This window comes from Corynebacterium lipophiloflavum DSM 44291, from assembly GCF_000159635.1.
Lineage (GTDB): Bacteria > Actinomycetota > Actinomycetes > Mycobacteriales > Mycobacteriaceae > Corynebacterium > Corynebacterium lipophiloflavum.
Genome location: NZ_GG667194.1, coordinates 58,509 through 82,788 on the forward strand (window position 1 = coordinate 58,509; position 24,280 = coordinate 82,788).

Below are 24,280 nucleotides of genomic sequence, written 5' to 3' on the forward strand. Positions count from 1 at the left end.
ACCCGCGCGAGCTTGTCGGTCACGTCCTACTCGACGCCTTTCAGACGCTGGTCCGTCATCACCTTGTGCGCCTCGACGATGTAGGCCACGGCCTCGTCCACAGAATCGGTGACCAAGAAAAGCTGGTCATCGCCCTCGGAAATGAGGCCGCGGGCGAGCTGCTGGCCGCGAATCCAATCGACCAGACCGCTCCAGAAATCGACGCCCATGAGCACGATCGGGAAGTTGGTCACCTTGCCGGTTTGCACCATGCACAGCACCTCGAAGACCTCGTCGAGCGTGCCGTAGCCGCCCGGCAGGGTGATAAACGCCTGCGAGTACTTCAAAAACATGGTCTTGCGGGCGAAGAAGTACCGAAAGTTCAAGCCCAGATCGACCCAGTCGTTGAGCCCCTGCTCGAAGGGCAGCTCAATGCCGAGCCCGACGGACAACCCGCCCGCCTCGTGCGCACCGCGGTTCGGGCCCTCCATCAGCCCCGGCCCGCCGCCGGTGATCACGGCGTAGCCCGCCTCCACCAGCGCTTGACCCACCTCGCGCGCCTGCTCGTACTCGGCCGTGCCCTCGCCCAGGCGCGCCGAACCGAACACGGTCACGGCCTTCGGCAGTTCAGAAAGGGCGTCAAAGCCGGCAACGAACTCCGACTGGATGCGCATCACGCGCCACGGGTCGGCGTGCTTCCAGTCGTGGTCACTGCTGCCCTGGGACTCCAGCAAACGCTGGTCGTGGGTGGACTGCTGCTGCTGGTCGCTGCGCAGCATGATCGGCCCGCGCAGCTTGCGGTCGCGCTCGGGCTTCGGGGTGATGTGGGGCGCCACGTTTCCCTCTCGTTGGTCGGTGAAGTAGGTCTGTATCAAGGTCGCCGCCGCCGGGCCTGGCCGTGGGGGGGTTACCGCGGCGTGGCCGCGAGGTAGACCTCGAGCGTGCGGGCGACAGTGTAAATCTGCTCGGTCGGGCACTGCTCATCCACCTTGTGGGCGAAGCCGGGATCGCCCGGCCCGAAGTTCACGGCCGGAATTCCAAGGGTAGAGAACCGCGCCACATCCGTCCATCCGAACTTCGCGCGAAAATTCCCGCCGACGGCCTCGACGAGGTCGCGCGCCACGGGGTCATCGAGGCCCGGCAACGCCGCCGGCGCGATATCGTCCCACACCAGCTCCAAACCCTCCTCCAAACTCAGCGCCTCGACCAGGTGGGCCTTGGCGTCGTCGACGCTGCGATCGGGCGCGTAGCGGAAGTTGATGGTCAGCTGGGCGAGGTCCGGGATCGTATTCGTCGCCACGAAACCCTCGAGCCCCACCACGTTGAGGCCCTCGCGGTACTCGCAGCCCGCGATGGTGACGCTGCGCGGCGTGTAACCCGCGACGCGCGAAAGCACGCCCGCCAGCTTGTGCGCCGCGTTGTCGCCGAGCCAACTGCGCGCCGAGTGGGCGCGGGTGCCGTGCGCCTTCACGAACACGCGGATCGTGCCCTGGCAGCCGGCCTCGATGATGGCTCCGGAGGGCTCACCGAGCAGCGCGAGGTCGCCAGCGAGCAGGTCGGGGCGGTCGCGCTCCAGGTGGTAGAGACCGTTATGTTCGCTGGAGACCTCCTCGCCCTCGTAGGCAATGAGGGTCAGATCGAATGCGCTGGCCTGAGGCGTCGACAAGCGGGCGAATGCTCCCAGGTAGCAGGCCAGGCCCGACTTCATGTCCACAGAGCCGCAGCCGTGAAGCACGCCGTTGTCAAGGCGGTGCGGCGTGTTGTTGGCCAGGGGAACGGTATCCACGTGGCCGGCGAGCAAGACGCGCTGCGCCAAGCCGTGGTGGGTCCTGGCGACCACGGTGTTGGCCCTGCGGATCACCTCAACCCCCTCGAGCTGGCGCAGCGCGGCCTCGATCGCGTCAGCGATCTCGCCTTCGTGGTGCGAGGGCGACTCGATATCGATCAAAGCCGCGGTCAGGTCAACGGGATCGGCGAAGAGATTGAGTAAAGCCACACGGCAATCCTACGTTTATGATGAGACCCATGCCGCTGGGAGCCGAAGCGACGGGAATCGCGAACATCGCCATGGACGGGACGACCCTGGACACCTGGTACCCCTCGCCGAAGCTGATCGAGGACGAGCCGCTTGTCGACGCCCTCGTCACCGGCACCACCCGCGTCGGGGCGCGAGAACTGTCCGACCGCTTCCTCTCGATCGTGGGCATGGACCGCGACCGGCTCGTCGAACTCGTGCCGGTGCGCACCGTCATCGCCGACCTTTCTGCCCCACCCATCGACGCGCACGACGTCTACCTGCGCCTGCACTTGCTGTCCCACCGGCTGGTCAAGCCGCTGGAGCTGAACATGACCGACTGCCTGGAGCACCTCGTGCCCGTGGTGTGGACGAACAAGGGTCCGTGTCTCAGCGACAACTTCGAGCACGTGCGCGCCTCTCTGCGCTCGCGCGGCCAGATCCACGTCTACGGAATCGAGCGCCTCCCGCGGATGGTGGACTACGTCGTGCCGTCCGGGGTGTCCATTGCCGAGGCCGAGCGCGTCCGCCTCGGTGCCTACCTCGCCCCCGGCACCTCCGTGATGCGCGAGGGTTACGTCTCCTACAACTCGGGCTCGCTCGGTCGCGCGCGGATTGAAGGTAGGCTGTCCTCCGCGGTCGTCGTGGGTGAAGGCACCGACGTCGGGCTGTCCTCGGCGCTGATCGCCGCGTCAGCGCAGCAGCACAACCGCAGCCCGCTGCGCCTCGGGCGCGACTGCGTGCTGCGCCCCGCGGCCGGGGTGATCGGCGTCGATTTGGGCGATCGCTGCGAAATCGGCGTCAACGTCATGCTCGAGCCGACGACCACGATCCTCGATTCGCGCTCCGGGGCGATGATCTCCGCCGGGGCCATCGCGGGGCAAAGCGACATCAGCATCACCAACGAACCGAACTCCGCCTGCCCGGTACTCCGGCCCCGGTAGTGGGGTTTCGCGTTTTGTCGGTTGACCGTGACATTGCGGTAGGTGGGAAGTCACGGTCAGGCGGTTGTCGGGGCGGCCGACCTGGCGTTTTTAGGTTCTGCCGGTGGTTCACCGAGACATTTCGGTGGCCGGGATGTCACGGTCAAGCCGATCCCAGCACTGCCGACCTGGGGTTTTACACCGCGCAGCCGCTTCACCGTGACATTTCACCGGGTTAGATGTCACAGTCAAGCCAACCCAACGAACCCCGACCAGGGCTTTCACACCCCGCAACCCAACGACCCAGACATCACACCGCAGAAGACACCCCAAACCCACACCACGAAAAACCCACCCCCTGCGCTCTCAATTCACCGACGCCCGGTTTATTCTAAAGCGCATGTCCCACACCATTTCGCCGCCCGAACCGGCGGCCCCGCGCGACCCAGGTGCCTCCACCGGGTTGCGTCGCGGGTTGAAAACCCGTCATCTGACCATGATGGGCCTCGGTTCGGCGATCGGCGCCGGGTTGTTCTTGGGCACCGGTGTCGGTATTCAAGCCGCTGGACCAGCCGTAGTCATTGCTTATATGATTGCCGGTGCCATCACCGTGTGCATCATGCAGATGCTCGCCGAAATGGTCGCGGCGCGACCGTCGTCGGGCACGTTTTCCACCTACGCCGAACAGGCCTTCGGCGCGTGGGCCGGCTTCGCCGTCGGCTGGCTGTACTGGTTCATGATGATCATGATCATGGCGGTGGAAATCACCGGCGCGTCCCGGATCGTCGCCGGCTGGTTCGGTGTCTCCCCGTGGATCCCCGCCTTGGTCGCCATCGTGTTCTTCACCGTGATTAACTTCGCGGCGGTGCGCAAGTTCGGCGAGTTCGAGTTCTGGTTCGCCCTGATCAAGGTCGCGGTGATTATCGCCTTCCTCGCCCTCGGCGTCGCGCTGTGGCTAGGCCTGTTGCCCGCACGTGATTTCGTGGGCTTCGACAACATCGCCGAGGTCGGCTTCATGCCCAACGGCTTCGGCGGGGTGGCCACCGCCCTGCTCGCTGTCGCGTTTGCGTTCGGCGGCATCGAGATGGTCACCATCGCCGCGGCGGAGTCCGAGGACCCGGAGGTCGCCGTCCACTCCGCGATCCGCTCGATTATGTGGCGCATCGGTGTCTTCTACATTGGCTCCGTCGTCCTGATCACCCTGCTGCTGCCCTACTCCGAGATCGGTGGCGCGGACGTCGCCGCCGAGTCGCCCTTTACCGCCGTGTTGCAGCTGGCGAACATCCCCGGCGCCGTCGGAATCATGGAGGCGGTAATCGTCGTCGCGCTGCTCTCGGCCTGCAACACGCAGATCTACGGCTCCTCGCGTTTCCTGCACAACCTTGCACACCGCTGCGACGCCCCCGTGTTCTTCCAGGCCACAGACTCGCGCGGCGTGCCCATGCGCGCCGTCGTGCTGTCGGTGTTCTTCGGTTTCGTCGCCGTGGCGCTGCAGTATTGGAACCCGCCGCGGTTGCTGCCATTTCTGCTCAACGCGGTCGGCGGGTGCCTGATCGTTTTGTGGTTCGCCATCGCGTTTTCCTTCCTGCGCCTCCACCCGCGCCTGGTGGCATCCGGCGAGATTACGCACGTGCGCATGTGGGCGCCGCGCGTGCTGCCGTGGGCCACCATTGCGCTTGCCGCCGGCATCGTCGCACTGATGCTCAGTACCGCGCAGGGCCGCTTCCAAATGTTCGCGGTGGTGGTCGTCGTCGGCGTCGTCACCATCGCCGGGCTGGTCTGGACACACACTGACACGTTCAAACAGCGCACCGCGCTGCACACCGAGAGGACCCACCTTGAGCACTAAACACACCCCCGCCTCTACCAGCAACCCCGCGCTGGGCACCGGGTTGAAGCCCCGCCACCTGACGCTGATGGGCCTGGGCATGGCCGTCGGCGCCGGACTGTTCCTCGGCGTCGGCGCGGGCATCCGCGCGGCCGGCCCCGCCATCCTGGTGGCCTACATCGTCGCCGGCGCGATCGTCGTGGCGGTCATGCGCATGCTCGGAGAGATGGCGGCGACGCATCCCTCCCCTGGTTCCTTCGCCACCTACGGCAGGCTGGCGTTTGGCAACTGGGCCGGTTTCCTGCTCGGCTGGTTGTACTGGTTCCTGCTGATCATGGTCGGCGGCGCGGAGATCACCGGCGCCGCGGCGATCATGTCGCAGTGGTTCGGCGTGCCGCAGTGGCTCCCCGCCCTGATCACGGTGCTGTTCTTCACCGCGATCAACCTCGCCCAGGTCAAGGGCTTCGGTGAGTTCGAGTACTGGTTCGCGATGATCAAAATCGTCGTCATCGTCGGCTTCCTGATCATCGGCACGGCACTGTTCCTCGGCCTGTTGCCCGGCACAAACTTCGTCGGCTTCGACAACATTGCCGAGTCCGGGTTCGCGCCGAATGGCATCGCCGGCATCGCCGCGGGCCTGCTCGCCGTCGCCTTCGCGTTCGGCGGCATCGAGGTGGTCACCATCGCCGCGGCGGAGTCGAAAGACCCAGCGGCCGCCGTGAAGAAGGCGGTTAGCTCGATCATTTGGCGCATCGGCCTGTTCTACATCGGCTCGGTCGTCATCATCATCTTGCTGCTGCCGTATTCGCGTATCGACGACGCCCAGTCCGCCGCCGACTCCCCCTTCACCCAGGTCCTCGCCCTGGCGAACATCCCCGGCGCCGTCGGTTTCATGGAGGCTGTGATCGTGCTGGCGCTGCTCTCCGCATTCAACGCCCAGATCTACGGCACCTCGCGCATGGCATACCAGCAGGCGCTAGACGGCGACGCTCCCGCATGGCTGCGCCGCACCAACGACCAGGGCGTGCCGATTAACTCGGTGCTGGTCTCAGTGTTCTTCGCCTTCCTCTCCGTCGGCCTGCAGTGGTGGAACCCGCCGGGGCTGCTCACGTTCCTCATGACCGCGGTCGGCGGCTGCCTCATCGTCATCTGGGTCATGATCTCCCTGAGCTACATGCGGCTGCGCGACCGCCTCAGTGGCGACGACATCACCCGCGCGCCCAGCTGGCTCGCACCCGTGACGCTCGTCGCGCTCGTCGGCATCGTCGCACTGATGCTTTTCGACGCCTCCGCGCGCAACCAGATTCTCGCCGTGCTTGCCCTTTCCGCGGTGCTCGTTGGCATCTCCGCACTCACCCGACGGGCCTGACGGGTTTGGCACACACCATGATCTAAGGTGTCATGCATGACTAACTCCACCACTGTGTCTGCGCGCGCCCGCGGCATCGCCACCGTCACCCACAACGGAACCGTTCTTGATGTTTGGTACCCCGCCCCCAAGCTGGGCGAGCCGGTGGAGAACACCGGCACGGTGCGTATCGACGAGCCGGACGCTCGCTTTGCCCACCTCGTCGGCGCTGACGAGGACCGCGGCGTGGCGCGCGTCCAGGTAGAGACCTCGATCGCCGACATCTCCGAGCCCGCCATCGACGCCTACGACGTCTACCTGCGCCTGCACCTGCTGTCCCACCGGCTCGTCGCTCCCCACGGCGCGAACATGGACGGCGTTTTCGGCCTTCTGGCCAACGTCGTGTGGACCAACTACGGCCCCTGCGAAGGCTCCGACTTCCAGCTCACCCGCTCCCGCCTCGCGGCGAAGGGCCCCGTCGTTGTTCTGTCCGTGGACAAGTTCCCCCGCATGGTCGACTACGTGGTTCCCTCCGGCGTGCGCATCGGCGACGCCGACCGCGTCCGCCTCGGCGCCCACCTGGCCGAGGGCACGACCGTCATGCACGAGGGCTTCGTCAACTTCAACGCCGGCACGCTCGGCGCCTCCATGGTCGAGGGCCGCATCTCCGCGGGCGTGACCGTCGGCGACGGCACCGACATCGGCGGCGGCGCCTCCATCATGGGCACGCTGTCCGGCGGCGGGAAGGAAACCATCACCCTCGGCCAGCGTTGCCTGCTGGGCGCGAACGCGGGCGTGGGCATCTCGCTTGGCGACGACTGCATCGTCGAAGCCGGCCTCTACGTCACCGCGGGCACCCTTGTAAAGGTCACCGGCGACGTCGCGTCGGCGTACGGCTACACCGACGGCGCCGAGATCAAGGCGATTGAGCTTTCCGGCAAGAGCGGCATCCTGTTCCGCCGCAACTCCCTGACCGGCGCCGTCGAGGCGCTGCGGGCGAAGGGTGTCGAGCTCAACACCGAGCTCCACGACAACAACTAGAGCCCAGCTCTTAGATGCCGGCGATTTTCGGCTTGCGAAACGCCCAGTACTTGTTCACCAGGAAGTTCACCGGCATCGCGATGAGCGTCGAGATGGCCTGGGCCCAGTAGGACTTGGTGCGCAGGCCGGTGGAATCGTCGAAAATGTGATCCGGCAGCGCGATCGGCGAAGTCGGGTTCATCAACAGCGTCATAAACGTCAAAGAGACGGCGAACGCGAGCGCGCCGGTGGCCAAAAATGGGAAGAAGCCGGCGAACCAGTTGCGCTTCGGGATGTGCTTGAACGTCCACGAACGGTTGAGCTGGTAGTTCCAAATGTTGGCCACCACGAACGCGGCCGTGGAGAGCACGTGGTAGTAGCGGATGTTAAAGCGCGTGCCAAAGAGGTTGAGAAACGCGTCGGCCTCGTGAATGCCGAAACCCAGCTCGAGCGCCTTCTTGAACACGTAGAACGCGACCAGGTTCACGGCGAGGCCGGAGCCGCCGACGAGCCCGAACTTCACAAACTCCCTGATGCCCGCGCGCAGGCGTACCGCGGTGCTGGGCATCTAGGACACCAAACGCGACGCGGCAGCGGCGATCCGCTCGTCTGTGGCGGTCAGGGCGACGCGCACGTGGTTGGCCCCCGCCGGGCCGTAGAAGTCGCCGGGGGCGGCCAGAATACCGCGCTGCGCTAGCCAGTCGAGGCTGTCGCGCGAGGTCGCGCCTTCGCGCCGCGCCCAGAGGTAGAGCCCGGCCTCGGAGTGGTCGATGCTGAACCCGGCGTTGGTCAGGGTGTCGCTAAGCACCTCGCGGCGCTTGGCGTAGATGAGGCGCTGGAGCTGCTCGTGCTCGTCGTCGACAAGCGCGGCTATCATCGCGTGCTGGATGGGGCCGGGCACCATCAGGCCGGCGTGCTTGCGCGCGAGCAGCAGCTCCTGGATGAGTGCCTCGTCGCCGGCGACAAAGCCCGCGCGGTAGGAGGCCATATTCGACGTCTTCGACAGCGAGTGGATTGCAAGCAGGTTCGTGTTGTCGCCGTCGGTGACGCGCGGGTCGAGCAGGGAAACCGGCTCGGCGGACCAGGCAAGGCCCAGGTAGCACTCGTCGGAGGCGATGATCGCTTGCGTGTCGCGGGCAAAGGCCACCCACGCCCGCAGCTCGTCAATGGTGCGCACCTGCCCGGACGGGTTCGACGGGGAGTTGATGAAGACCAGCTCTGCACCCTCGGCGTCCTCGGGGGCATCGGCGCGCACCACTCGGCAGCCCGCGATGAGCGCCCCGACCTCGTAGGTCGGGTAGGCGACACTCGGGATCGCAACCGTTGAGTCGGCCAAACCCAGTGTCGTGGGTAGCCACGCGATGGCTTCTTTGGTGCCCACCACCGGCAGCACCGACTCGGTTCCGAGCCCGACTGCGTTGTAGCGGCGCGCCAGGGCGTCGACAATCGCCTGGCGCAGCTCCGTGGTCCCCACTGTCTGCGGGTAACCGGGTTCGGCGGCGTTTTCGGAGAGGGCGAGCTGGATCGACGGGCTCACCGGGTCGACGGGCGTGCCCACGGAGAGGTCCACGATGCCGTCGGGATGCGCGGCGGCGCGTTCCTTGACGTCGGCGATCGTGTCCCAGGGGAAGTCGGGCAGCTTCGAGCCCAGCGGGGTGCGCGGCATACTACTCCTGGTTCTGTGGCGGCAGAGCGGCGACAAACGGGTGGTCGAAGTCCTGGGGGCCGAGCTTCATTGCGCCCCCCGGGGAGCCGAGGTTGTCGAAGAAGGCGACGTTGACGTCGTAGTAGTCGGCCCACTCCTCCGGGGTGTCGTCCTCGTAGAAGATGGCTTCCACCGGGCAGGCAGGCTCGCAGGCGCCGCAGTCGACGCACTCGTCCGGGTGGATGTAGAGCATGCGCTTACCTTCGTAGATGCAGTCGACGGGGCACTCCTCGACGCAGGAGCGGTCCAGCACGTCGACACACGGCTGAGCAATGATGTAAGTCATGCCCGTCATTATGTCACCCCCGTTTCAAAACGGGCCACACACCTCCGGCCAGTCCGGCAAACATCAAGACAACAGTGAGAATATTATTGGGCGCCAACATCGTTGCGCCCGCGGGCAGCACCACGAGCAGCACGAGGAAGACCCCCACCCACACCGCCAGGGGAATAAAAGCAATCGCGCGTATCGACGACCACAGCAGCACCGTCTTCGTCAGCACCGCGTTGAAGAAGAACGCAGCGACGATACTCAGCGGAAACGGCAGCCCGAAAACCGTCGCCCCGAGGTAGACCACCTCGAGAAGGACCGACACCGCCGCGCCAATGCACAGCCAGATGATCCCCCAGACCGCCTCGCCGCGACTGAAGTTGTCGCGGACAACCGGCTCGCTCATTTCGCCAGCCCGCTGAGCAAGCCCGCCCCGTGCCCAATCGGGGTGTAGGCGCCGAACTGGTAGTGCTCGCGGCGCAGCACGGCCTGGGCGATGAGGTTGGACAGCGCGTACGAAGCAACCGGCCCGGCCGCCACGGCGGAGTGCGGGTTGGTCGCAGAAGCGAAGCCGTCGCCGATCCAGATCTGGGTGGCGTGCGCCCGCATCGCCTCAACCTTGGCGCTGTAGGCGAGGTCGTCCAAGTCCACCCAGGTGTCGCAGGAGTCAACCGCGTCCAGCTCGCCCGGCGCCGGCGCTGTCCACCCTTCCGACACCGTCGTGGGCAGGTTCGCCTCGAGTTCCTCGCGCAGCCGCACGGCCCACAGGATGCGTCCCACACCGCCGACGCGCTCCGCGGCTGCGTGGGTGATCTCGTGGGCGCGGATGTGATCCGGGTGGCCGTAACCGCCGTCGGGGCCGTAGGTGAGAACGAGGTGCGGCCGCTCCTCGGTGAAGATGCCGGCGAGATCGGCCACCGCGGCATCGCCAGAGTTGACGAAGGCCCGTGGGTGCGCGCTCGATGCCGAACCCGCCATGCCGCTGTCGCGGTAGCGGCCCGCGCCGCCGAGGAAGCGCTGGCGCACCCGAAGAATCTCGCAGGCCCGGGCGAGCTCGCCGATGCGGAAACCACCGAGCTGGTCGGCTCGATCGGCCACGAGGCCGGCGAAAGTGTCGCCGATGACTTCGCCCTCCTCGCCGAGGGTGCAGGTGACGACAAGGACGTCGGCACCACGCGCGGCGAGGTCAGCGAGAGCGCCTCCCGTGGAAATCGCCTCGTCGTCCGGGTGAGCGTGCACCGCCACAACCCTGTAGCCTGCCAGGTCACGCTGCGGCATGGGTGAACTCCTTTGTTGTTGCTTCAAGCGTCGACACCAGCGTAATAGTGCCCGCTCGATCTTTTCGCTGGGGTCGCAGGCCGGATGCCTTGAGCGGGCGCCGACACTGTATCAACACCGCGTTCGGCGAAAAGGCGGCTGTTGCTACCGCAGTCTCTTACTGTTGCTGCTCAGGCTCTGGCGCAGGGGCTGTCATCAGGGTCGAGCTACTCGGGCTGAGGCGCCAGCTTCCCGCGCCGGACAATCCCGACTGCCGCATCACCATCTCGGAGTCCGGGCCCACGATGCCGCTGCGAATCGCGAGGACCCGCCGCTCGTGCAAAAGAGGCACCCACACGGCCTGGCTGTTGAGGACATCATCGACGAGGTTGCGCGCATCCCCCAGCGGGTAGGCGCCCGTGAGGATGTCGCCGGCTAGGTCATCCGTTTCCGGGCTGCACAGCCCTGCGAGGTTGCCGGAGCGGTAGTCCTGCGGCGGGCAGGCGATGCGGCTGGCGGCGTCGTTGAGGTTCGCGGGGGCCAGTTCCCAGTGGACGAACACGTCGACGGAACCCGAGGGCAGGCCGGTTGTGACAACGCTCAAGGTGTCGGTGGAAACGACCCTGGCCGCAACCCCGCGTTGAACCAGAAGGTCCGCTAGGGAGCGGGCGGCGGCGGATGCTTCCGGGTCGGCTGCATCGGCGGCGATACGCAGCGGGCGGTCCTCGGTTACCCGCGCCGGCAGCACGCTCGGCGCTTGATCGCTCGGCGGGCGGTGATCCGCGACGGCAAGTTCGGACGAGCGCCCAGCGGCCAGGCGCGCCAGCAGGGGGACGTCGACAAGCGAGCGCAGCTCTTTGCGCGCGTCCTCGCTGGACAGAAGCGGCGAGGTGGTGGACAGGGTCAGGCCGAGGGTGCGTGGGCCGTCGACAAGCCGGGTTTCGGTGCCGGGGATGAGCCCGAAAACCTCGCGGGTGGTCTCCTGCGGGATTGTGTCCACGAAGCCGAGCTGGCCGGAGCGCAGCTGGTCGGCGATCTGGGTCGTGTCGCGCACGGCGTTGATGGTGAGCACGTCGACGCGCGCGGGGTTGTCACCCCAGAACCTGTCGTTGCGGTTGAGCGTGATTGTCCCGCGGCCCCGATCAACCGACTGCAGCATGAACCGCCCGCCGGACGCGGGCAACCCGTCGTGTGCCGCGGTGGCGAAGTCGGACGCGTCGGCGGCAAGCAGGTGCGAGGGCAAAAGGTAGTTGAACAGCGACTGCCAGTCCTCCACGCGCGTAGAAAAGTCCACGTCAACGGTCTTGCCGGCGGGCCCGGACACGCGGACGTTGGAAACCGCGAGGTAGCCGGCCGGGTCGATCGCACCGGCGGTGGTGGACATGCCTCGCCACAAGTACGTGAAATCGGCGCCGGTCAGCGGCGTGCCGTCGGACCACTGCGCCTCCGGGTTGATGACGTAGCGCACCGTCATCGCCGCCGGCGAGGTCGGGCGCACCGCCGCGCCGAGCACCACGTCGCGATTGGGCTCGCCGTTGAGGTAGGCGCTGGGCAACGTCAGGTCCGCGATGGACTGCACGACTGAGGTGTCGTCGGAAAGCAGGTGCGGGTTGAGCCCGCCGCGCAAAGGTTGCGCTCCCACCCGGATTTCGCTGCGCTCCGGGCGCGCTGCCTCGGCCGCCGACGTAGTCGTCGGGTCGAGCCTGTCCAGCTCTTCCTGCTGCACCAAAGGCGGAGGACCCGGGTCCGCGGCGCAGGCCTGTAGCGCCAGGGTGAGCAGCGCCGCGCCGGCCACGGCCGTGAAACGAGGCATCGGAACAGACTGCACGCGCGCCAATCCCTTCAGCGAGGCGACCTACTTGTTCATCTGCTTCGCGCGCGAGCGCGCGCGCCCACGCTCGGTGGCGTTGAGGATGATCTTGCGCACGCGCATCGCGTTCGGGGCAACCTCGACGCACTCGTCATCGTCACAGAACTCAATCGCCTCATCCAGCGACAGGGTACGCGCCTTGGCCAAGGTGACCGTCGCGTCCGCGGTGGCGGAGCGCATGTTGGTCAGCTTCTTTTCCTTGGTGATGTTGATGTCCATATCCTCGTCGCGCGAGTTGGCGCCGACGACCATGCCCTCGTAAGCCTCTGCACCCGGCTCGACGAAGAAGTCGCCGCGGTCGGCCAACTGCATCAGCGCGTACGCGGTGACCTGGCCAGAGCGGTCGGCGACCAGCGAGCCGGTCGGGCGGCCCTTGATCTCGCCGGCCCACGGGCGGTGCTCGATGGAGTAGGAGTTGGCGATTCCCGCACCGCGGGTTTCGGTCAGGAAGGTGGTGCGGAAGCCGATCAGGCCGCGGGACGGGATATCGAACTCCATGCGGACCCAGTCGCCGGAACCGGTGTTGGACATGCCCGTCATCTGGCCCTTGCGGTTCGCCATAAGCTGGGTCACCGCGCCCTGGTACTCGGTGGGAGTGTCGATGATCACGTGGTCGAAGGGCTCGTGGACCTTGCCGTCGATCTCCTTCGTCACCACCTGCGGCTTGCCCACGGTCAGCTCGAAGCCCTCGCGACGCATGGTCTCGATGAGCACGGTCAGCGCCATCTCGCCGCGGCCCTGCACCTCCCACGCGTCGGGGCGCTCGGTGGGCAGCACGCGGATCGAGACGTTACCGATCAGCTCCTGATCCAGGCGCGCCTTGACCACGCGGGCGGTGAGCTTGTCGCCGCCGCCGCGGCCAGCCAACGGCGACGTGTTGACACCGATGGTCATGGAGATCGCCGGGTCGTCGACCTTGATGCGCGGCAGCGGCTCGACGTTGTCGGGGTCGGTCAGGGTGTCGCCGATCATGATCTCGTCGATGCCGGACACGGCGGCGATGTCGCCCGCGACAACCTCGCCGGTGGCGGGGATGCGCTCAAGACCTTGGGTGATGAGCAGCTCGGCGATCTTCACGTTTTTCACGTGCTGGTTGCCGTCGGCGTCGTAGTGCACCCAGGCCACGGTTTGGCCCTTCTTCACCGTGCCGCGGTAGACGCGGATCAGCGCGATACGGCCGAGGAACGACGAAGAGTCCAGGTTGGTCACCTGCGCCTGGAACGGGGCGTCGATGTCCGCAGAAGGCTCGGGCAAGGTGTCGTAGATGACGTCGAAAAGCGGCTGCAGGTCCTCGTTGTCGGGCAGCTCGCCGTTGCCCGGGTTGTTCAGCGAGGCGCGGCCGGCGCGACCCGAGGTGTAGAGCACGGGCAGCTCAAGCAGGCTTTCGGCGGCGTCGGCGGCGTCGGGATCTTCCAGCCCGGCGCCGAGCTCGAGCAGGAGGTCCTGGGCCTCATCGACGACCTCGTCGATACGCGCATCGGGGCGGTCCGTCTTGTTTACGCAGATGATAACGGGCTTTTTCGCTTCCAGGGCCTTGCCCAGGACGAAGCGGGTCTGGGGAAGCGGCCCCTCGGAGGCGTCGATGAGCAGCACCACACCATCGACCATGGACAGGCCGCGCTCGACCTCGCCGCCGAAGTCGGCGTGGCCCGGGGTGTCAATGACGTTGATGACCAGGTCGCGGCCGTCCTTACCCGCACCCGTCCGGCGAATGGAGGTGTTCTTGGCCAGAATCGTGATTCCGCGCTCGGACTCGAGCTCACCGGAATCCATCACCCGATCTCCGTGTTCACCGTGGTCGGCGAAGACGCCGGACTGCTCCAACATCGCGTTGACTAGCGTGGTCTTGCCGTGGTCAACGTGCGCGACGATAGCGACGTTGCGGAATTCAGGATGCGACACTGAGCCGGTGCTCCTTTAAAAATAGGGGTAAATAACCCCTCAAACCATACTCGCATCGCCTATACAATGCATTCTTACCACTTGACTACGGCCATGATGTGGTTAATGTGACTAGAGTAAATTTCTCTTTTATTAATTTCCCTCACAAAAGGACTCGCGCTGTGCCTGCCCCCGCTTTCGCTTCTCGACGCCGCCACCGCCACGCGTCCGCCGCAGCCGCCGCGCTGCTGGCCCTGACCGCCACGTTCGCCGCGCCCGCCGCCCAGGCGTCCGAGATGTCCGCGCTGCCCGACGCCTCGCGCTACATCGACGACCTCGGCCGCCCCACCCCGCTCGCGGTGGCGAAGGTCAACGAGTTCGCCAGCCAGCCGTTTGTCCCCGCCGAGGCCGCGGACGCCCTGCACGCGGCCGTGTCCTTCTTCGCGGGCACCGGCGAGATCGGCGGACCGCCGCTGCCCTCTGACGCGCCGGCGTTTGCCCAGTTCATCTGGCCGACCGTCTCGCTCGATTGCATCGGCCCGGGGCTGCACTCCACCGCCTCCGCGATCGCGGTGCCCGGCCCCGCGCAGATCCCGGCCCCCGGTGCTACCGCGGGCCAGGCGACGTTTGTGTTCACAGCCCTGGGCACCCCTCCCGCCGCCGCGGACCAAGGGCTGCTCAACGCCTACTGGATCAACCTCGATAGCCTACGCACCGGCGTAACACCCTTGGATAACAATCGGATAAACCCGTTAGGACCGGCCACCCTGTCCGGGACCGCCGATACAGGTTCAGGCCGGGTTCTCGCAGTTGTCGGAGGAAGTGTCCGCACGTCCACCAACGTCTGCGCTTTCGCCCCGACCGCAACTAGTTTCCATGTGAGGTAGATCTTGAGCGCTGACCTCCACCCGGTAAAGCAAGAAACCTTCGACACCGCGTCCAAGACGAACACGGACCCGAAGGGGTTTTTGCGCGAGGTGGACACGTTCACGGTCACCGACTTCGGCCTCTACATGGCGCGGGGTGCCAACCACCCCGAATTCGGCTACCTGGAAAGCTGGCTTCTGCCCGACCTTGGGCTGCGCGCCAACATCTTCCACTTTCGCGAGGGCGCGGAGCGCGATCAGGACTTCTACTTCGACGTCGCCCACATCGCCGTCGACGGCGCGGTGTGGCGGACCCGCGACCTGTACGTGGACCTGGTCTCCCTGACCGGAAACCCGATTGCCGTGCTCGATATCGACGAGCTCGCCACCGCCACCTCGGCGGGCCTGATCACGGCCGAAGAAGCCGAGAAGGCCATCGAGATCACCCTCAACGCCGTGGAAGGCATCACGCGCCACGACGACGACGCCATGCAGTGGCTGCGCACCCTTGGCATTGACCTGACGTGGGCCGAGGATGTTGAGCTCGCACCGGCGCTCTAGTCCACCCACACAGTGACGTCGACCGGAGGTTGCTCCAGCACTGCCTCCTGGGCAGCCCACATGTCCCAGTACCGGGCGAAATCCTCGTCGCGTGCCAGCGCGCGGGCCTTCCTTATCTCGCCGTCGGCTACGACACGCAGCGTGTCCACATCCCCCAGCCTGCGCGCGGCGCTTATCGACGCCCCCGTCACCGCACCGACACCCTCGACGATGAGGTCCTCGCCCGGGTCGAGCGGCACCCACTCGCCGCGCGTCTGGCGCCACCAGTCCCAGCGCCTGTAGCCCGGCCTGGTTGGGTGCAGCACGTCGTCGGCGACCATGCGCGCCCCCTCAGCCAGGCCGCCCCAGCCGGGGTAAAAGTCGTCGAGGTGGACGACCTTGATGCCGAGGCGCTCGCCGATCAGTACGGCGAGGGTGGTCTTCCCCGCGCCAGAAGGGCCGTCGATAAGCAGCGTGTAGCGTGTCACGAAATCGACACCGCCCACACGGGGCGAAGGTGCCCCGTGTACCAGGCGATGGCGAGGCTGAGCAGCGCTGCACCGAGGCAGGCCACCATGACGACGCCGTCGCGTGCGTTAAGCGTCGATACGCGCGCGTGCGTGCGCGGACCGGAGCCAAAGCCGCGAGCCTCCATCGCCGTGGCGAGCTTGCCTGCGCGGCGCAGTGACATGACGAGCACGCCGAAGGCCAGCGAGAACAGGTGGCGGATGCGGCCGGTGTCGGCGACGCCGCGCGCCCGGCGCGACATCCGCATCGCGTCGAGGTCCTCGCGCAGCAGCGTGAGCATGCGCAGCGCGGCGACTGCGCCGATGACGAAGCGCTCCGGGAGTCTGAGCACCTGCGCCAGGCCGTCACCGAGGTCGGTTGGGTCTACCTCGGCGGACAGCACGACCACGGGCAGCGCCACCGCCAGCACCCTCACGCCCGCCGCGAGCGCCAAGCTCAGCGACAGCTCCGTGACGTTGATCAACCCCCAGGTGAAATACACCTCTCCCCCGCTGCGGCCGTACAGCGCCATGGGGATCCCGGCGATCGGCGCGATGAGAAGCAGCGGCCAGGCGCGGCGGAGCAGCCTGGGCCAGGGAACCCCGCAAAACGGCGCAGCGGCAACCGTGAGCGCGACCGTCACCGCGGCGGAGACGACGTCGAGGGTGAGCATCAGCGGCGTGGTGAGAAGGGCCAGTGCGAGGATGCGGGTCACCGGGTTGATGGTTTTGAGCACGTTCATTGCGCGACCGCCTCGAGCGCGATCACGTCGTCTCCCAGCGAAGCCATGAACGCCTCATCGTGGGTGATCGACACTACGGTGATGCCCTCCTCGGTCAGTTCCCGGATAAGCGCGACGAGCTCGGCGAATGTCGTGTCGTCCTGGCCGAAGGTCGGCTCGTCCAAAAACACCAGCCGCGGTGCGTTGACCAGCGCCGTCGCCACCGAAAGCCGGCGCTTCTCGCCGCCCGATAGGGTAAACGGGTTGGCGTCGACGAGGTGCTCGAGGCGCAAGCGCGCAAGCAGCGTATCGACGCGCTGCGCCGGCGCGCCGGTCAGCGCCATTTCACGGCGCACCGTGGGTGTGATGAACTGATGCTCAGGTTCCTGGAAGACGTAGCCGATCCGCTGCGACAAGTGCGTCGACGACCACGTGTGGGAGGGTTTTGTCAGCCCCCGCGCGATGTCCTCGCTGTAGGCCACTGTCCCCGCACGCGGTGCCGTCAAACCCGCCAGGGCCAGCGCCAGCGTGGTCTTGCCTGTGCCATTTTCACCCGTAATCACCGTGGAGTAGCCCTGCGCAATCGCTAGGTCGTGCCGCGGGCCAAACCGGGTGCGCAGCCCGCTGGCGCGCACCGCCGTGGCACATCGCTGAGGGATCGTTTTCGCTGGCGGTAGCTGCGGGGTGGGGGCGAGCTCGGACGCGTCGATGCGGTGCAGCCCCGCTTCATCAAGACGGTAGTAGGTCTCCACCACGGCACTCCACGGCGCCGGGCGATGCTCCACGACCACCAGCGTTGCGCCTGTTTGCGCGCAGACCTTATCGACAGCGCGAATAATCTCGTCGCGGCCCTTCGGGTCCAGGTTCGCGGTCGGCTCATCGAGGATGATGATATCCGCGCCCATTGCCAGCACCCCCGCCAGCGCGAGGCGTTGCTTCTGCCCTCCCGAAAGCCGCGCCGTGCTGTGATCGAGCTCCACGTCGAGGCCCACCGCATCAAGCGCCCAGCGCACGCGGGGCCAGATTTGCGCGGCGGGCACCGCGATGTTTTCGGCGCCGAAGGCGACGTCGTCACCGACGCGAGACAAAATCGTCTGCGAGTCCGGATCCTGCATCACCATGCCCACGGTCCCGTCGACCGTGACCGACCCCATGGACTGGCCGTCATCGCCATCGGAAGCGAGACCGGCGATCACGGCCAGCAGCGTTGACTTGCCCGAGCCCGAATTGCCGGAGATCAGGATCCGCTCGCCTCGCTCGACCGTCAGGTCCACGCCCGCAAACGCGGGCTCGGCGCGTGTCGCGTGCTTGTATCCCAGCCCGCGCGCGAGAATCGCGGCCATTGCTTTACGACGCCGGCTTCGCGAAACGTTCCCGGCCAGGGCCGAAGCGATCCAGCGCCCCGGTCTGCGCGAGGGCGCGCACCAGCATCCACCCGAGCACCCCGGCAAGCAGGGCACCGGAAATGGCGGTGCACAGGAGGTAGATCAGGTTGAACGACAGGCTCATCGCGAGGTTGGCGGCGGTAAACAGCTCCAGCAGGAACGCACCAATGCCGGCGCCAACGCCTGCGAAGACGGATGTGGGCAGAGAAAAGCGTCGGTAAGCGAATGCGGCGAAGACGAGCTCGGCACCGATGCCCTGGGCGAGACCTGAGTAGATGGTTTCAATGCCCCACTGGCTGCCCAGCACCGCCGACACGCACGCGGCGAGCACCTCCACAAAAATCGCCGCCCCCGGCTTGCGAATCACCAGCCCGCCAATGATGCCACCGAGGAACCAGACGCCGTTGAACAACCCGCCGAGGCCCGGGGTGAGCGCGTCCATCGCGGTGAAACCCGCGTAGCCGACGGTGTTCCACACCCAGAAAATGAGACCGCACGCCACGCCGAGCACGGCCGCGGTAACAATATCGATGACGCGCCACTGAAGGCGCGAGGATGCACGTGAAGTACTGACCATGGAAAACTCTTCTTCCTTCCGCCGGCATTACCCGGATCAGGTTCGACGGTTCGCAGCGGTCATCGCGCCGCCGCGTCTCAGCCCCCTCGCAGTGACGAAGGGAGCACCCGTGTGTATGTGGTTGTGGGGGTTACTGTACTAGATCTCGCGCGGAGGCAGGAGACTGGGTCGGCGGGGGTGTGGGCGCCGCCCTGGGACCCCCACGGCGCTTGGAGCCCCGGCCGTTTTCGAAGATCTCAGCGTGCCAAACCTGCCATAACCAGGTCAAGAACGCGCTGAGGTCTTCCGCGCCCTACTTCACCTCGATGCCCAGGTTCTCCCCCGTGCCCAGCTCGATACCGAGACCCGGCACGGAATCGATGAGGTTCTTGGTGTAGTCGCCGACCGGGTGGTCGAAGATCGCGTCTGCGGTGCCCTGCTCGACCACGGCACCCTGGCGCATGACCACAACATCGTCGGCGGTTTGGCGCACCACCGCCAGGTCGTGGGTGATGAACAGGTAGCTCAACCCCAGCTCGTCCTGCAGGCCGGTCAGCAGTTGCAGGATCTGGTTTTGGACGAGCACGTCGAGCGCGGAGACCGCCTCGTCGAGCACGATGACCTCGGGCCCGAGCGCGAGCGCACGCGCAATCGCGATGCGCTGGCGCTGACCGCCCGACAACTCGTTGGGGTAGCGACGCATCGCGGAGCGCGGCATATGAACCATGTCGAGCAGCTCGGCGACGCGCTCCTCGCGCTGCTTGCGGTTGCCCACCTTGTGCAGCTTGAGCGGCTCCTCAATGCACCGGTAAATGGAGTACATCGGGTCGAGCGAACCGTACGGGTTTTGAAACACCACCTGCATCTTGCGTCGCATCGCGAAAAGCTCCTTGCCCTTCAGCGACGACACGTCGCGGCCCTCGAACTCCACCGAGCCGCTCGTCGGCTCGAGCAGGGAGAGCACCATGTTGGCAACAGTGGATTTACCCGAACCAGACTCGCCCACCAGCGCCAGCGTGGAACCGCGGCGCAGATTAAAGGAGACATCATCGACGGCGCGCAGCAGCTTCTTGTCCCCGCGCGCGCCACGAACGTCAAACTCCTTGACCAGGTTCTTCACCGCGACGACGACCTCGTTGCTGCTCTTCCCGCTGGTCAGCGCCTCCGAGGTGCGCAGGCCCTTGGCCTTTGCGGACTGGATGCGTGCCGACGCCAAGGACGGCGCCGCCCTGACCAGCCGTTGCGTGTAGGCGTGCTGCGGGTTGCGCAGAATCTGCAGGCTCGGGCCCTTTTCCACGATGCGGCCGCGGTGCATCACCACGAGGAAATCGGCGCGCTCCGCCGCAAGGCCCAGATCGTGCGTGATGAACAACAGTGCCGTGCCCAGCTCCTGGGTGAGACCCTCGAGGTGGTCGAGAATCTTCTTCTGCACGGTCACGTCGAGAGCGGAAGTCGGTTCGTCGGCGATGAGCAGCTTCGGACGCGCCGCGAGACCGATCGCGATCAGGGCGCGCTGGCGCATGCCGCCGGAGAACTCGTGCGGGTACTGCTTCGCACGGCGCTCCGCATCCGGCAGGCCAGCTTCCCCCAGCAGCTCGGCGACGCGCTCGTGGCGCTTCGATCCCTCGACGACGTTGTTGGCGCGCAGGGACTCCTCAACCTGCGTGCCGATGCGCCATACCGGGTTGAGGTTGCTCATCGGGTCCTGCGGCACCAGACCGATCTCGCGGCCGCGCACCTCCTGCCAGCCCTTTTCGTCGAGGCCGGTGAGCTCCTTGCCGTCGAACGTGATGGAGCCAGCCTTGACCTCGCCGGTTCCCGGCAAAAGGCCCAGGATCGACATCGCCGCAGTCGACTTGCCGGAGCCCGACTCGCCGACAATCGCCACGGACTGACCCGGGTAGACCGTCAGATCGAAATCGCGGACGGCCTCGACGGTGCCGGTCGAGGACTCGAAGGCGATCTTGAGATCACTGATGTCCAGCAGCGGTTGCTCTGTCGGTGTCACCGTGGAACTCATCGGGTCCTCGCCTTCGGGTCAAGGGCGTCGCGCACGGCGTCACCCATCATGATGAAGCTCAGCACTGTCAGCGCCAGAGCAATAGCCGGGTAGAACAGCACCATGGGCTGGGTGCGTAGCGACGCCTGCGCCGCCGAAATGTCACCGCCCCACGACACCACGGTCGTGGGCAAGCCAATGCCCAGAAACGACAGCGTGGCTTCCGCGACGATGAACGTGCCCAGCGCCACCGTGGCATAAACGATGATCGGCGCGGCCGCGTTCGGCATGATGTGCGACGAGATGATCCTCGCGTCCGAGGCTCCCAGGGCACGCGCGGCGGTGACGAACTCGTCGTTCTTGATGCCCATCACCGCCCCGCGGGTGATGCGGGCAATCTGCGTCCAGCCGAACATGGCGAGCGCAAAGACAACCATCCAGATGGAGCGACGGTTCTGGAACATCGACATCACGACGATCGCGGCGAGCACGAGCGGAACCGCGAAGAAGATGTCGGTGATGCGCGAAAGGATCGTGTCCCAGATGCCGCCGTAGAAACCGGCGATCGCGCCCACCAGCGAACCGACGAGCGTGACAATCAGGGTGGTGAGCACGCCCACCGTCACCGACGCGCGGGCTCCGTAGATGGTGCGGGAGTAGATGTCGCAACCCTGGCGGTCGAAACCGAACGGGTGGCCCGACTCGGGCCCGCCCAGCGAGCGCGACAGCATGCACTCGCGCGGGTCGACGCTGGTGAACAGGCTCGGGACAAGTGCCATGGCCAGCGCCACAAGAATCAAGAGGGCGGATACCCAAAACAGCGGGCGGCGGCGCAGGTAGCGCCAGGCTTCACCCCACTGGCTCGACGGGGCGGAGTCGTCGCGCACCGCATCGACGGCACCGAGCCCGGTCTCATCGGTGTCCGCGATGAAGTATTCCTGCCCGCGGCGCAGGCGGGCGTCGGCAAGCTTTGGCTTATGCATAGCGGATCCTTGGGTCTAAAACGGCGTAGAGGAGATCGACAATGAGGTTGGCAATGATGTAGACGATCACCAGCACCGTGGTAAACGACACCACGGTCGCGGGCTCACCCTTGATAATCGCCTGGTAGATGGTTCCACCCACGCCGTTGATCCCGAAGATGCCCTCCGTGACAATCGCGCCACCCATCAGCGCGCCGAGGTCGGCACCCAGGAAGGTGACCACCGGAATGAGAGAGTTGCGCAACACGTGGCGGTTCATCACCTGGCCGTTGCTCAAGCCTTTGGCCCGGGCGGTGCGCACATAATCCGCGCGCAGGTTTTCGCTGACTGACTGGCGCGTCAGCCTGATCACGTAGGCAAACGACAAGGCACCAAGCACCACCGCCGGCATCAACAGCGCGGTAAACGATTCGTTGCGGCCCACCGTTACCGGCAGCAGCTGCCACTGCACGCCCACGACGTACTGCAGGACGAAGCCGATCACGAAGGACGGGACAGCGATGACGAACAGCGACACGAGCAGGATCGTCGAGTCGAAAATTCCGCCGCGGCGCACACCCGCGATCACGCCGAAGAGGATGCCGAAAACAGCCTCGAACACGAGCGCCATCAGGGCGAGCTTGATGGTGACGGGAAAGGCGTTGGCCATCACCGAGGACACAGGCTGGCCCGAGAAGGTCGTGCCGAAGTCGCCGGTGAAAATGCCCTTGATGTAGAGCAGGTACTGCACAATGAACGGTTGGTCGAGGTTATACTCGGCCTCAATGCGTGCGCGCGCCGCCTCGGTCAGGCCGCGGTCGCCGCCGAGGGCCTGAACTGGATCGCCGGGCATCAAAAACACCAGCGCGTACAGCAGCAGCGTCGCGCCGAAGAAAACCGGGATCATCTGGAGAAGGCGTCGCCCAATGTATCGCAGCATCTCTCGCGGACCCTCCTATTCTTCTGGTTTAAATTTGCGGGTGAATGAATACTATAGAGAAGCGAAATGCCACCACCCCGTAAGCTGAGCGCAAACGGGGTGGTGGGCAAACACTGGGGTGTTACTGCTTGGTGATCTCGTGGTAGACCGGCTGGGACTTCCACGAGAAGGTCACGTTGTCGACGTTCTCGGAAGAACCACCGGTGACGTTGGAGTACCACAGCGGAACCGCCGGGAGATCTGCAAGGAGAATCTCCTGCGCCTGGTTGTAGATCGGGGTTGCGGCCTCGATGTCCGCCGAGTTCGCGGCCTCATCGAGCAGCTTGTCAAACTCCGGGTTGGAGTAGTCACCGTCGTTGGAGCCAGCGCCGGTGCCGTACAGCGGGCCGAGGAAGTTACCCAGCGACGGGTAGTCCGCCTGCCAACCGGTACGGAACGCGCCTGAGATCGTGCGGTTGGTCACGTCGTCACGCAGGGACTTGAAGTCCGGGTAGGCGTTGCCCACCGCGTCGATGCCGAGCGTGTTGCGGATCGAGTTGGCCACGGCATCGACCCAGGCCTGGTGGCCGCCGTCAGCGTTGTAAGAGATGGTGAACTGACCGGCAAACGGCGAGATGGCATCGGCCTCGGCCCACAGGCGCTTCGCTTCCTCTGGGTCGTAGGTGAGCACCTCGGAGCCATCCAGGCTGTCGGAGTGGCCCGGGATCACCGGGGAGGTGAAGTCGGTCGCCGGGGTGCGCGTTCCCTGGAAAATAGTGTCGGTGATCTCCTCACGGTTGATCGCGCGGGACAGCGCGGCGCGACGCAGCTCGCCCTCTTCACCCGAGAAGTGCTCGAGATCCTCTGGAATGGTGAAGGATTGGAACACGGCGGCAGGCTGGTTCACAGCACGCTCACCGAGCTCGTCCTGGAAGGTGGAGAAGGCGGAGTCCGGAACGGCGTCGAGCACATCCAGGTTGCCGGCGAGCAGGTCGGCGTAGGCCGCGTCCTGCTGAGCGTAAAACACAAAGTTCACACCGTCGTTCTGCGCGGCGCGATCACCGGTGTACTCCTCGTTCGGGACGATCGTGGCGTCTTGGTTGTGGTTCCACTCGGCCAGCTTGTAGGGGCCGTTGGAAATCGGGTTTTCACCGTAGGCGTCGATATCATCGTACGCGCTCGGATGCATCGGGTAGTAGGCGGAGTAGCCCAGTCGGGAGACGAAGTCGGCTTCCGGCTGGTTCAGCTCGATGGTGAACGTCTTGTCGTCGACGACCTCGAGGCCCTCCATCTCGGCCTTGCCCTCTTCGTAGCCCAGGATTGGCTCGAAGAAGTAAGCGCTCAGAAGGGCGTTCTCGACGGTGTAGTTCCACGCCTTAACAAAATCTTCGGCGGTGACCGGGGAGCCGTCGGACCACTTGATGTCGTCCTTGAGCGTTACGCGGTAGGTCTTGTCCCCCTCGAGATCGATGGATTCGGCGAGCTCGTTATGCGCGTTGCCCTCCCCGTCGTAGTACACGAGTCCGGAGAAGATGTTTTCCACGATGCGGCCGCCGCCGGTCTCGTTGGTGTTGCCCGGAATCAGCGGGTTCTGTGGCTCGCTGCCGTTAGCGAGGACGTAGTTGTCACCGCCGCCACCCTGAGCGTTGTTTGAGCCGGAGCCCGATTCTGAACCGCAGGCAGCGAGGCCCAGCGCAAGTGCACTGGCTGCTGCCACGGAGGTTACTTT

At 66.1% G+C, this 24,280-nt stretch carries 23 protein-coding genes; 6 read left to right on the top strand and 17 right to left on the bottom strand.

The features are described 5' to 3' along the window. Positions 1–26: 26 nt before the first annotated feature. Both HMPREF0298_RS08280 and dapE read right to left on the bottom strand, forming a co-directional pair. Positions 27–815 (bottom strand): LOG family protein, encoded by a 789-nt coding sequence (locus HMPREF0298_RS08280; protein ID WP_040422954.1) that lies wholly within the window; start codon positions 813–815, stop codon positions 27–29. A gap of 71 nt (positions 816–886) precedes the next feature. Continuing rightward, the gene (dapE, locus tag HMPREF0298_RS08285) at positions 887–1,975 is read right to left on the bottom strand and encodes a succinyl-diaminopimelate desuccinylase (RefSeq protein ID WP_006840705.1); all 1,089 of its coding nucleotides are present in this window, start codon (positions 1,973–1,975) and stop codon (positions 887–889) included. A 29-nt stretch (positions 1,976–2,004) separates the two neighbouring features. On the opposite strand from dapE, the gene HMPREF0298_RS08290 reads away from it, so the two are divergent. The 4 genes from HMPREF0298_RS08290 (at position 2,005) to dapD (ending at position 7,133) form a co-directional block, all read left to right on the top strand. Next, a complete protein-coding gene (locus HMPREF0298_RS08290) occupies positions 2,005–2,937 on the top strand; it encodes a 2,3,4,5-tetrahydropyridine-2,6-dicarboxylate N-succinyltransferase (RefSeq protein WP_157464442.1) in 933 nt (310 codons plus the stop codon). A gap of 379 nt (positions 2,938–3,316) precedes the next feature. Then, the gene (locus HMPREF0298_RS08295) at positions 3,317–4,765 is read left to right on the top strand and encodes an amino acid permease (protein WP_050758374.1); all 1,449 of its coding nucleotides are present in this window, start codon (positions 3,317–3,319) and stop codon (positions 4,763–4,765) included. Next, on the top strand, positions 4,755–6,113 hold the full coding sequence (locus tag HMPREF0298_RS08300) for an amino acid permease (protein ID WP_040422955.1): 1,359 nt from the start codon (positions 4,755–4,757) through the stop codon (positions 6,111–6,113). Before HMPREF0298_RS08295 ends, HMPREF0298_RS08300 begins: the two co-directional genes overlap by 11 nt. Positions 6,114–6,149: 36 nt before the next feature. Beyond that, positions 6,150–7,133 (top strand): 2,3,4,5-tetrahydropyridine-2,6-dicarboxylate N-succinyltransferase, encoded by a 984-nt coding sequence (gene dapD / locus HMPREF0298_RS08305; RefSeq protein ID WP_006840709.1) that lies wholly within the window; start codon positions 6,150–6,152, stop codon positions 7,131–7,133. Positions 7,134–7,143: 10 nt separating this feature from the next. On the opposite strand, the gene HMPREF0298_RS08310 is transcribed toward dapD, so the two are convergent. The 7 genes from HMPREF0298_RS08310 to typA form a co-directional block, all read right to left on the bottom strand. Beyond that, positions 7,144–7,680, bottom strand: a complete 537-nt coding sequence (locus tag HMPREF0298_RS08310) for a GtrA family protein (RefSeq protein WP_006840710.1) — start codon at positions 7,678–7,680, stop codon at positions 7,144–7,146. Beyond that, complete coding sequence (gene dapC / locus HMPREF0298_RS08315) at positions 7,681–8,778, bottom strand: succinyldiaminopimelate transaminase (RefSeq protein WP_006840711.1); 1,098 nt, start codon at positions 8,776–8,778, stop codon at positions 7,681–7,683. 1 nt (position 8,779) lies between these two features. After that, on the bottom strand, positions 8,780–9,103 hold the full coding sequence (gene fdxA, locus HMPREF0298_RS08320) for a ferredoxin (RefSeq protein ID WP_040422981.1): 324 nt from the start codon (positions 9,101–9,103) through the stop codon (positions 8,780–8,782). Positions 9,104–9,116: 13 nt separating this feature from the next. Next, positions 9,117–9,494: a hypothetical protein gene (locus tag HMPREF0298_RS08325; RefSeq protein WP_006840713.1), complete on the bottom strand. Its 378-nt coding sequence runs from the start codon at positions 9,492–9,494 to the stop codon at positions 9,117–9,119. After that, positions 9,491–10,366 carry an N-acetyl-1-D-myo-inositol-2-amino-2-deoxy-alpha-D-glucopyranoside deacetylase gene (mshB, locus tag HMPREF0298_RS08330; RefSeq protein ID WP_006840714.1) on the bottom strand — a complete coding sequence of 292 codons (876 nt, stop codon included), beginning with the start codon at positions 10,364–10,366 and terminating at the stop codon, positions 9,491–9,493. Before mshB ends, HMPREF0298_RS08325 begins: the two co-directional genes overlap by 4 nt. 157 nt (positions 10,367–10,523) lie before the next feature. Next, positions 10,524–12,158, bottom strand: a complete 1,635-nt coding sequence (locus tag HMPREF0298_RS08335) for an ABC transporter family substrate-binding protein (protein WP_040422956.1) — start codon at positions 12,156–12,158, stop codon at positions 10,524–10,526. 42 nt (positions 12,159–12,200) lie between these two features. Continuing rightward, positions 12,201–14,117, bottom strand: a complete 1,917-nt coding sequence (typA, locus tag HMPREF0298_RS08340) for a translational GTPase TypA (RefSeq protein ID WP_006840716.1) — start codon at positions 14,115–14,117, stop codon at positions 12,201–12,203. A 161-nt stretch (positions 14,118–14,278) separates the two neighbouring features. Between typA and HMPREF0298_RS08345 the strand changes: the two genes are divergently transcribed. Continuing rightward, on the top strand, positions 14,279–14,983 hold the full coding sequence (locus tag HMPREF0298_RS08345; protein ID WP_006840717.1) for an Rv1157c family protein: 705 nt from the start codon (positions 14,279–14,281) through the stop codon (positions 14,981–14,983). 3 nt (positions 14,984–14,986) lie between these two features. Then, positions 14,987–15,523, top strand: a complete 537-nt coding sequence (locus HMPREF0298_RS08350) for a ribonuclease FAU-1 family protein (protein ID WP_006840718.1) — start codon at positions 14,987–14,989, stop codon at positions 15,521–15,523. Here HMPREF0298_RS08350 and HMPREF0298_RS08355 read toward each other — a convergent pair. From HMPREF0298_RS08355 to HMPREF0298_RS08390, 8 genes are all read right to left on the bottom strand, one after another. After that, positions 15,520–15,990, bottom strand: coding sequence for a nucleoside/nucleotide kinase family protein (locus HMPREF0298_RS08355; RefSeq protein ID WP_211205433.1), 471 nt, complete (start codon positions 15,988–15,990; stop codon positions 15,520–15,522). The genes HMPREF0298_RS08350 and HMPREF0298_RS08355 overlap by 4 nt on opposite strands. Further along, complete coding sequence (locus HMPREF0298_RS08360; RefSeq protein ID WP_006840720.1) at positions 15,987–16,751, bottom strand: energy-coupling factor transporter transmembrane component T family protein; 765 nt, start codon at positions 16,749–16,751, stop codon at positions 15,987–15,989. The genes HMPREF0298_RS08355 and HMPREF0298_RS08360 overlap by 4 nt, the downstream gene beginning before the upstream one ends. Then, positions 16,748–18,073 carry an ABC transporter ATP-binding protein gene (locus tag HMPREF0298_RS08365; RefSeq protein WP_006840721.1) on the bottom strand — a complete coding sequence of 442 codons (1,326 nt, stop codon included), beginning with the start codon at positions 18,071–18,073 and terminating at the stop codon, positions 16,748–16,750. Before HMPREF0298_RS08365 ends, HMPREF0298_RS08360 begins: the two co-directional genes overlap by 4 nt. Before the next feature lie 4 nt (positions 18,074–18,077). Then, a complete protein-coding gene (locus tag HMPREF0298_RS08370) occupies positions 18,078–18,692 on the bottom strand; it encodes an ECF transporter S component (protein ID WP_006840722.1) in 615 nt (204 codons plus the stop codon). A gap of 292 nt (positions 18,693–18,984) precedes the next feature. After that, a complete protein-coding gene (locus HMPREF0298_RS08375; RefSeq protein WP_006840723.1) occupies positions 18,985–20,691 on the bottom strand; it encodes a dipeptide ABC transporter ATP-binding protein in 1,707 nt (568 codons plus the stop codon). Further along, positions 20,688–21,653: an ABC transporter permease gene (locus HMPREF0298_RS08380; RefSeq protein ID WP_006840724.1), complete on the bottom strand. Its 966-nt coding sequence runs from the start codon at positions 21,651–21,653 to the stop codon at positions 20,688–20,690. The genes HMPREF0298_RS08375 and HMPREF0298_RS08380 overlap by 4 nt, the downstream gene beginning before the upstream one ends. Further along, positions 21,646–22,572 carry an ABC transporter permease gene (locus HMPREF0298_RS08385; protein WP_006840725.1) on the bottom strand — a complete coding sequence of 309 codons (927 nt, stop codon included), beginning with the start codon at positions 22,570–22,572 and terminating at the stop codon, positions 21,646–21,648. Before HMPREF0298_RS08385 ends, HMPREF0298_RS08380 begins: the two co-directional genes overlap by 8 nt. Positions 22,573–22,693: 121 nt before the next feature. Next, positions 22,694–24,268: a peptide ABC transporter substrate-binding protein gene (locus HMPREF0298_RS08390; RefSeq protein ID WP_006840726.1), complete on the bottom strand. Its 1,575-nt coding sequence runs from the start codon at positions 24,266–24,268 to the stop codon at positions 22,694–22,696. Between the last annotated feature and the right edge of the window lie 12 nt (positions 24,269–24,280).

Excerpts from the sequence above, each read along its gene's own strand:
- HMPREF0298_RS08290 (WP_157464442.1), top strand. The coding sequence starts at position 2,005 with ATGCCGCTGGGAGCCGAAGCGACGGGAATCGCGAACATCGCCATGGAC.
- HMPREF0298_RS08295 (WP_050758374.1), top strand. The coding sequence starts at position 3,317 with ATGTCCCACACCATTTCGCCGCCCGAACCGGCGGCCCCGCGCGACCCA.
- dapD (WP_006840709.1), top strand. The coding sequence starts at position 6,150 with ATGACTAACTCCACCACTGTGTCTGCGCGCGCCCGCGGCATCGCCACC.
- HMPREF0298_RS08310 (WP_006840710.1), bottom strand. The coding sequence starts at position 7,680 with ATGCCCAGCACCGCGGTACGCCTGCGCGCGGGCATCAGGGAGTTTGTG.
- dapC (WP_006840711.1), bottom strand. The coding sequence starts at position 8,778 with ATGCCGCGCACCCCGCTGGGCTCGAAGCTGCCCGACTTCCCCTGGGAC.
- fdxA (WP_040422981.1), bottom strand. The coding sequence starts at position 9,103 with ATGACTTACATCATTGCTCAGCCGTGTGTCGACGTGCTGGACCGCTCC.
- HMPREF0298_RS08325 (WP_006840713.1), bottom strand. The coding sequence starts at position 9,494 with ATGAGCGAGCCGGTTGTCCGCGACAACTTCAGTCGCGGCGAGGCGGTC.
- mshB (WP_006840714.1), bottom strand. The coding sequence starts at position 10,366 with ATGCCGCAGCGTGACCTGGCAGGCTACAGGGTTGTGGCGGTGCACGCT.
- HMPREF0298_RS08335 (WP_040422956.1), bottom strand. The coding sequence starts at position 12,158 with ATGCCTCGTTTCACGGCCGTGGCCGGCGCGGCGCTGCTCACCCTGGCG.
- HMPREF0298_RS08360 (WP_006840720.1), bottom strand. The coding sequence starts at position 16,751 with ATGAACGTGCTCAAAACCATCAACCCGGTGACCCGCATCCTCGCACTG.
- HMPREF0298_RS08365 (WP_006840721.1), bottom strand. The coding sequence starts at position 18,073 with ATGGCCGCGATTCTCGCGCGCGGGCTGGGATACAAGCACGCGACACGC.
- HMPREF0298_RS08370 (WP_006840722.1), bottom strand. The coding sequence starts at position 18,692 with ATGGTCAGTACTTCACGTGCATCCTCGCGCCTTCAGTGGCGCGTCATC.
- HMPREF0298_RS08375 (WP_006840723.1), bottom strand. The coding sequence starts at position 20,691 with ATGAGTTCCACGGTGACACCGACAGAGCAACCGCTGCTGGACATCAGT.
- HMPREF0298_RS08380 (WP_006840724.1), bottom strand. The coding sequence starts at position 21,653 with ATGCATAAGCCAAAGCTTGCCGACGCCCGCCTGCGCCGCGGGCAGGAA.
- HMPREF0298_RS08385 (WP_006840725.1), bottom strand. The coding sequence starts at position 22,572 with ATGCTGCGATACATTGGGCGACGCCTTCTCCAGATGATCCCGGTTTTC.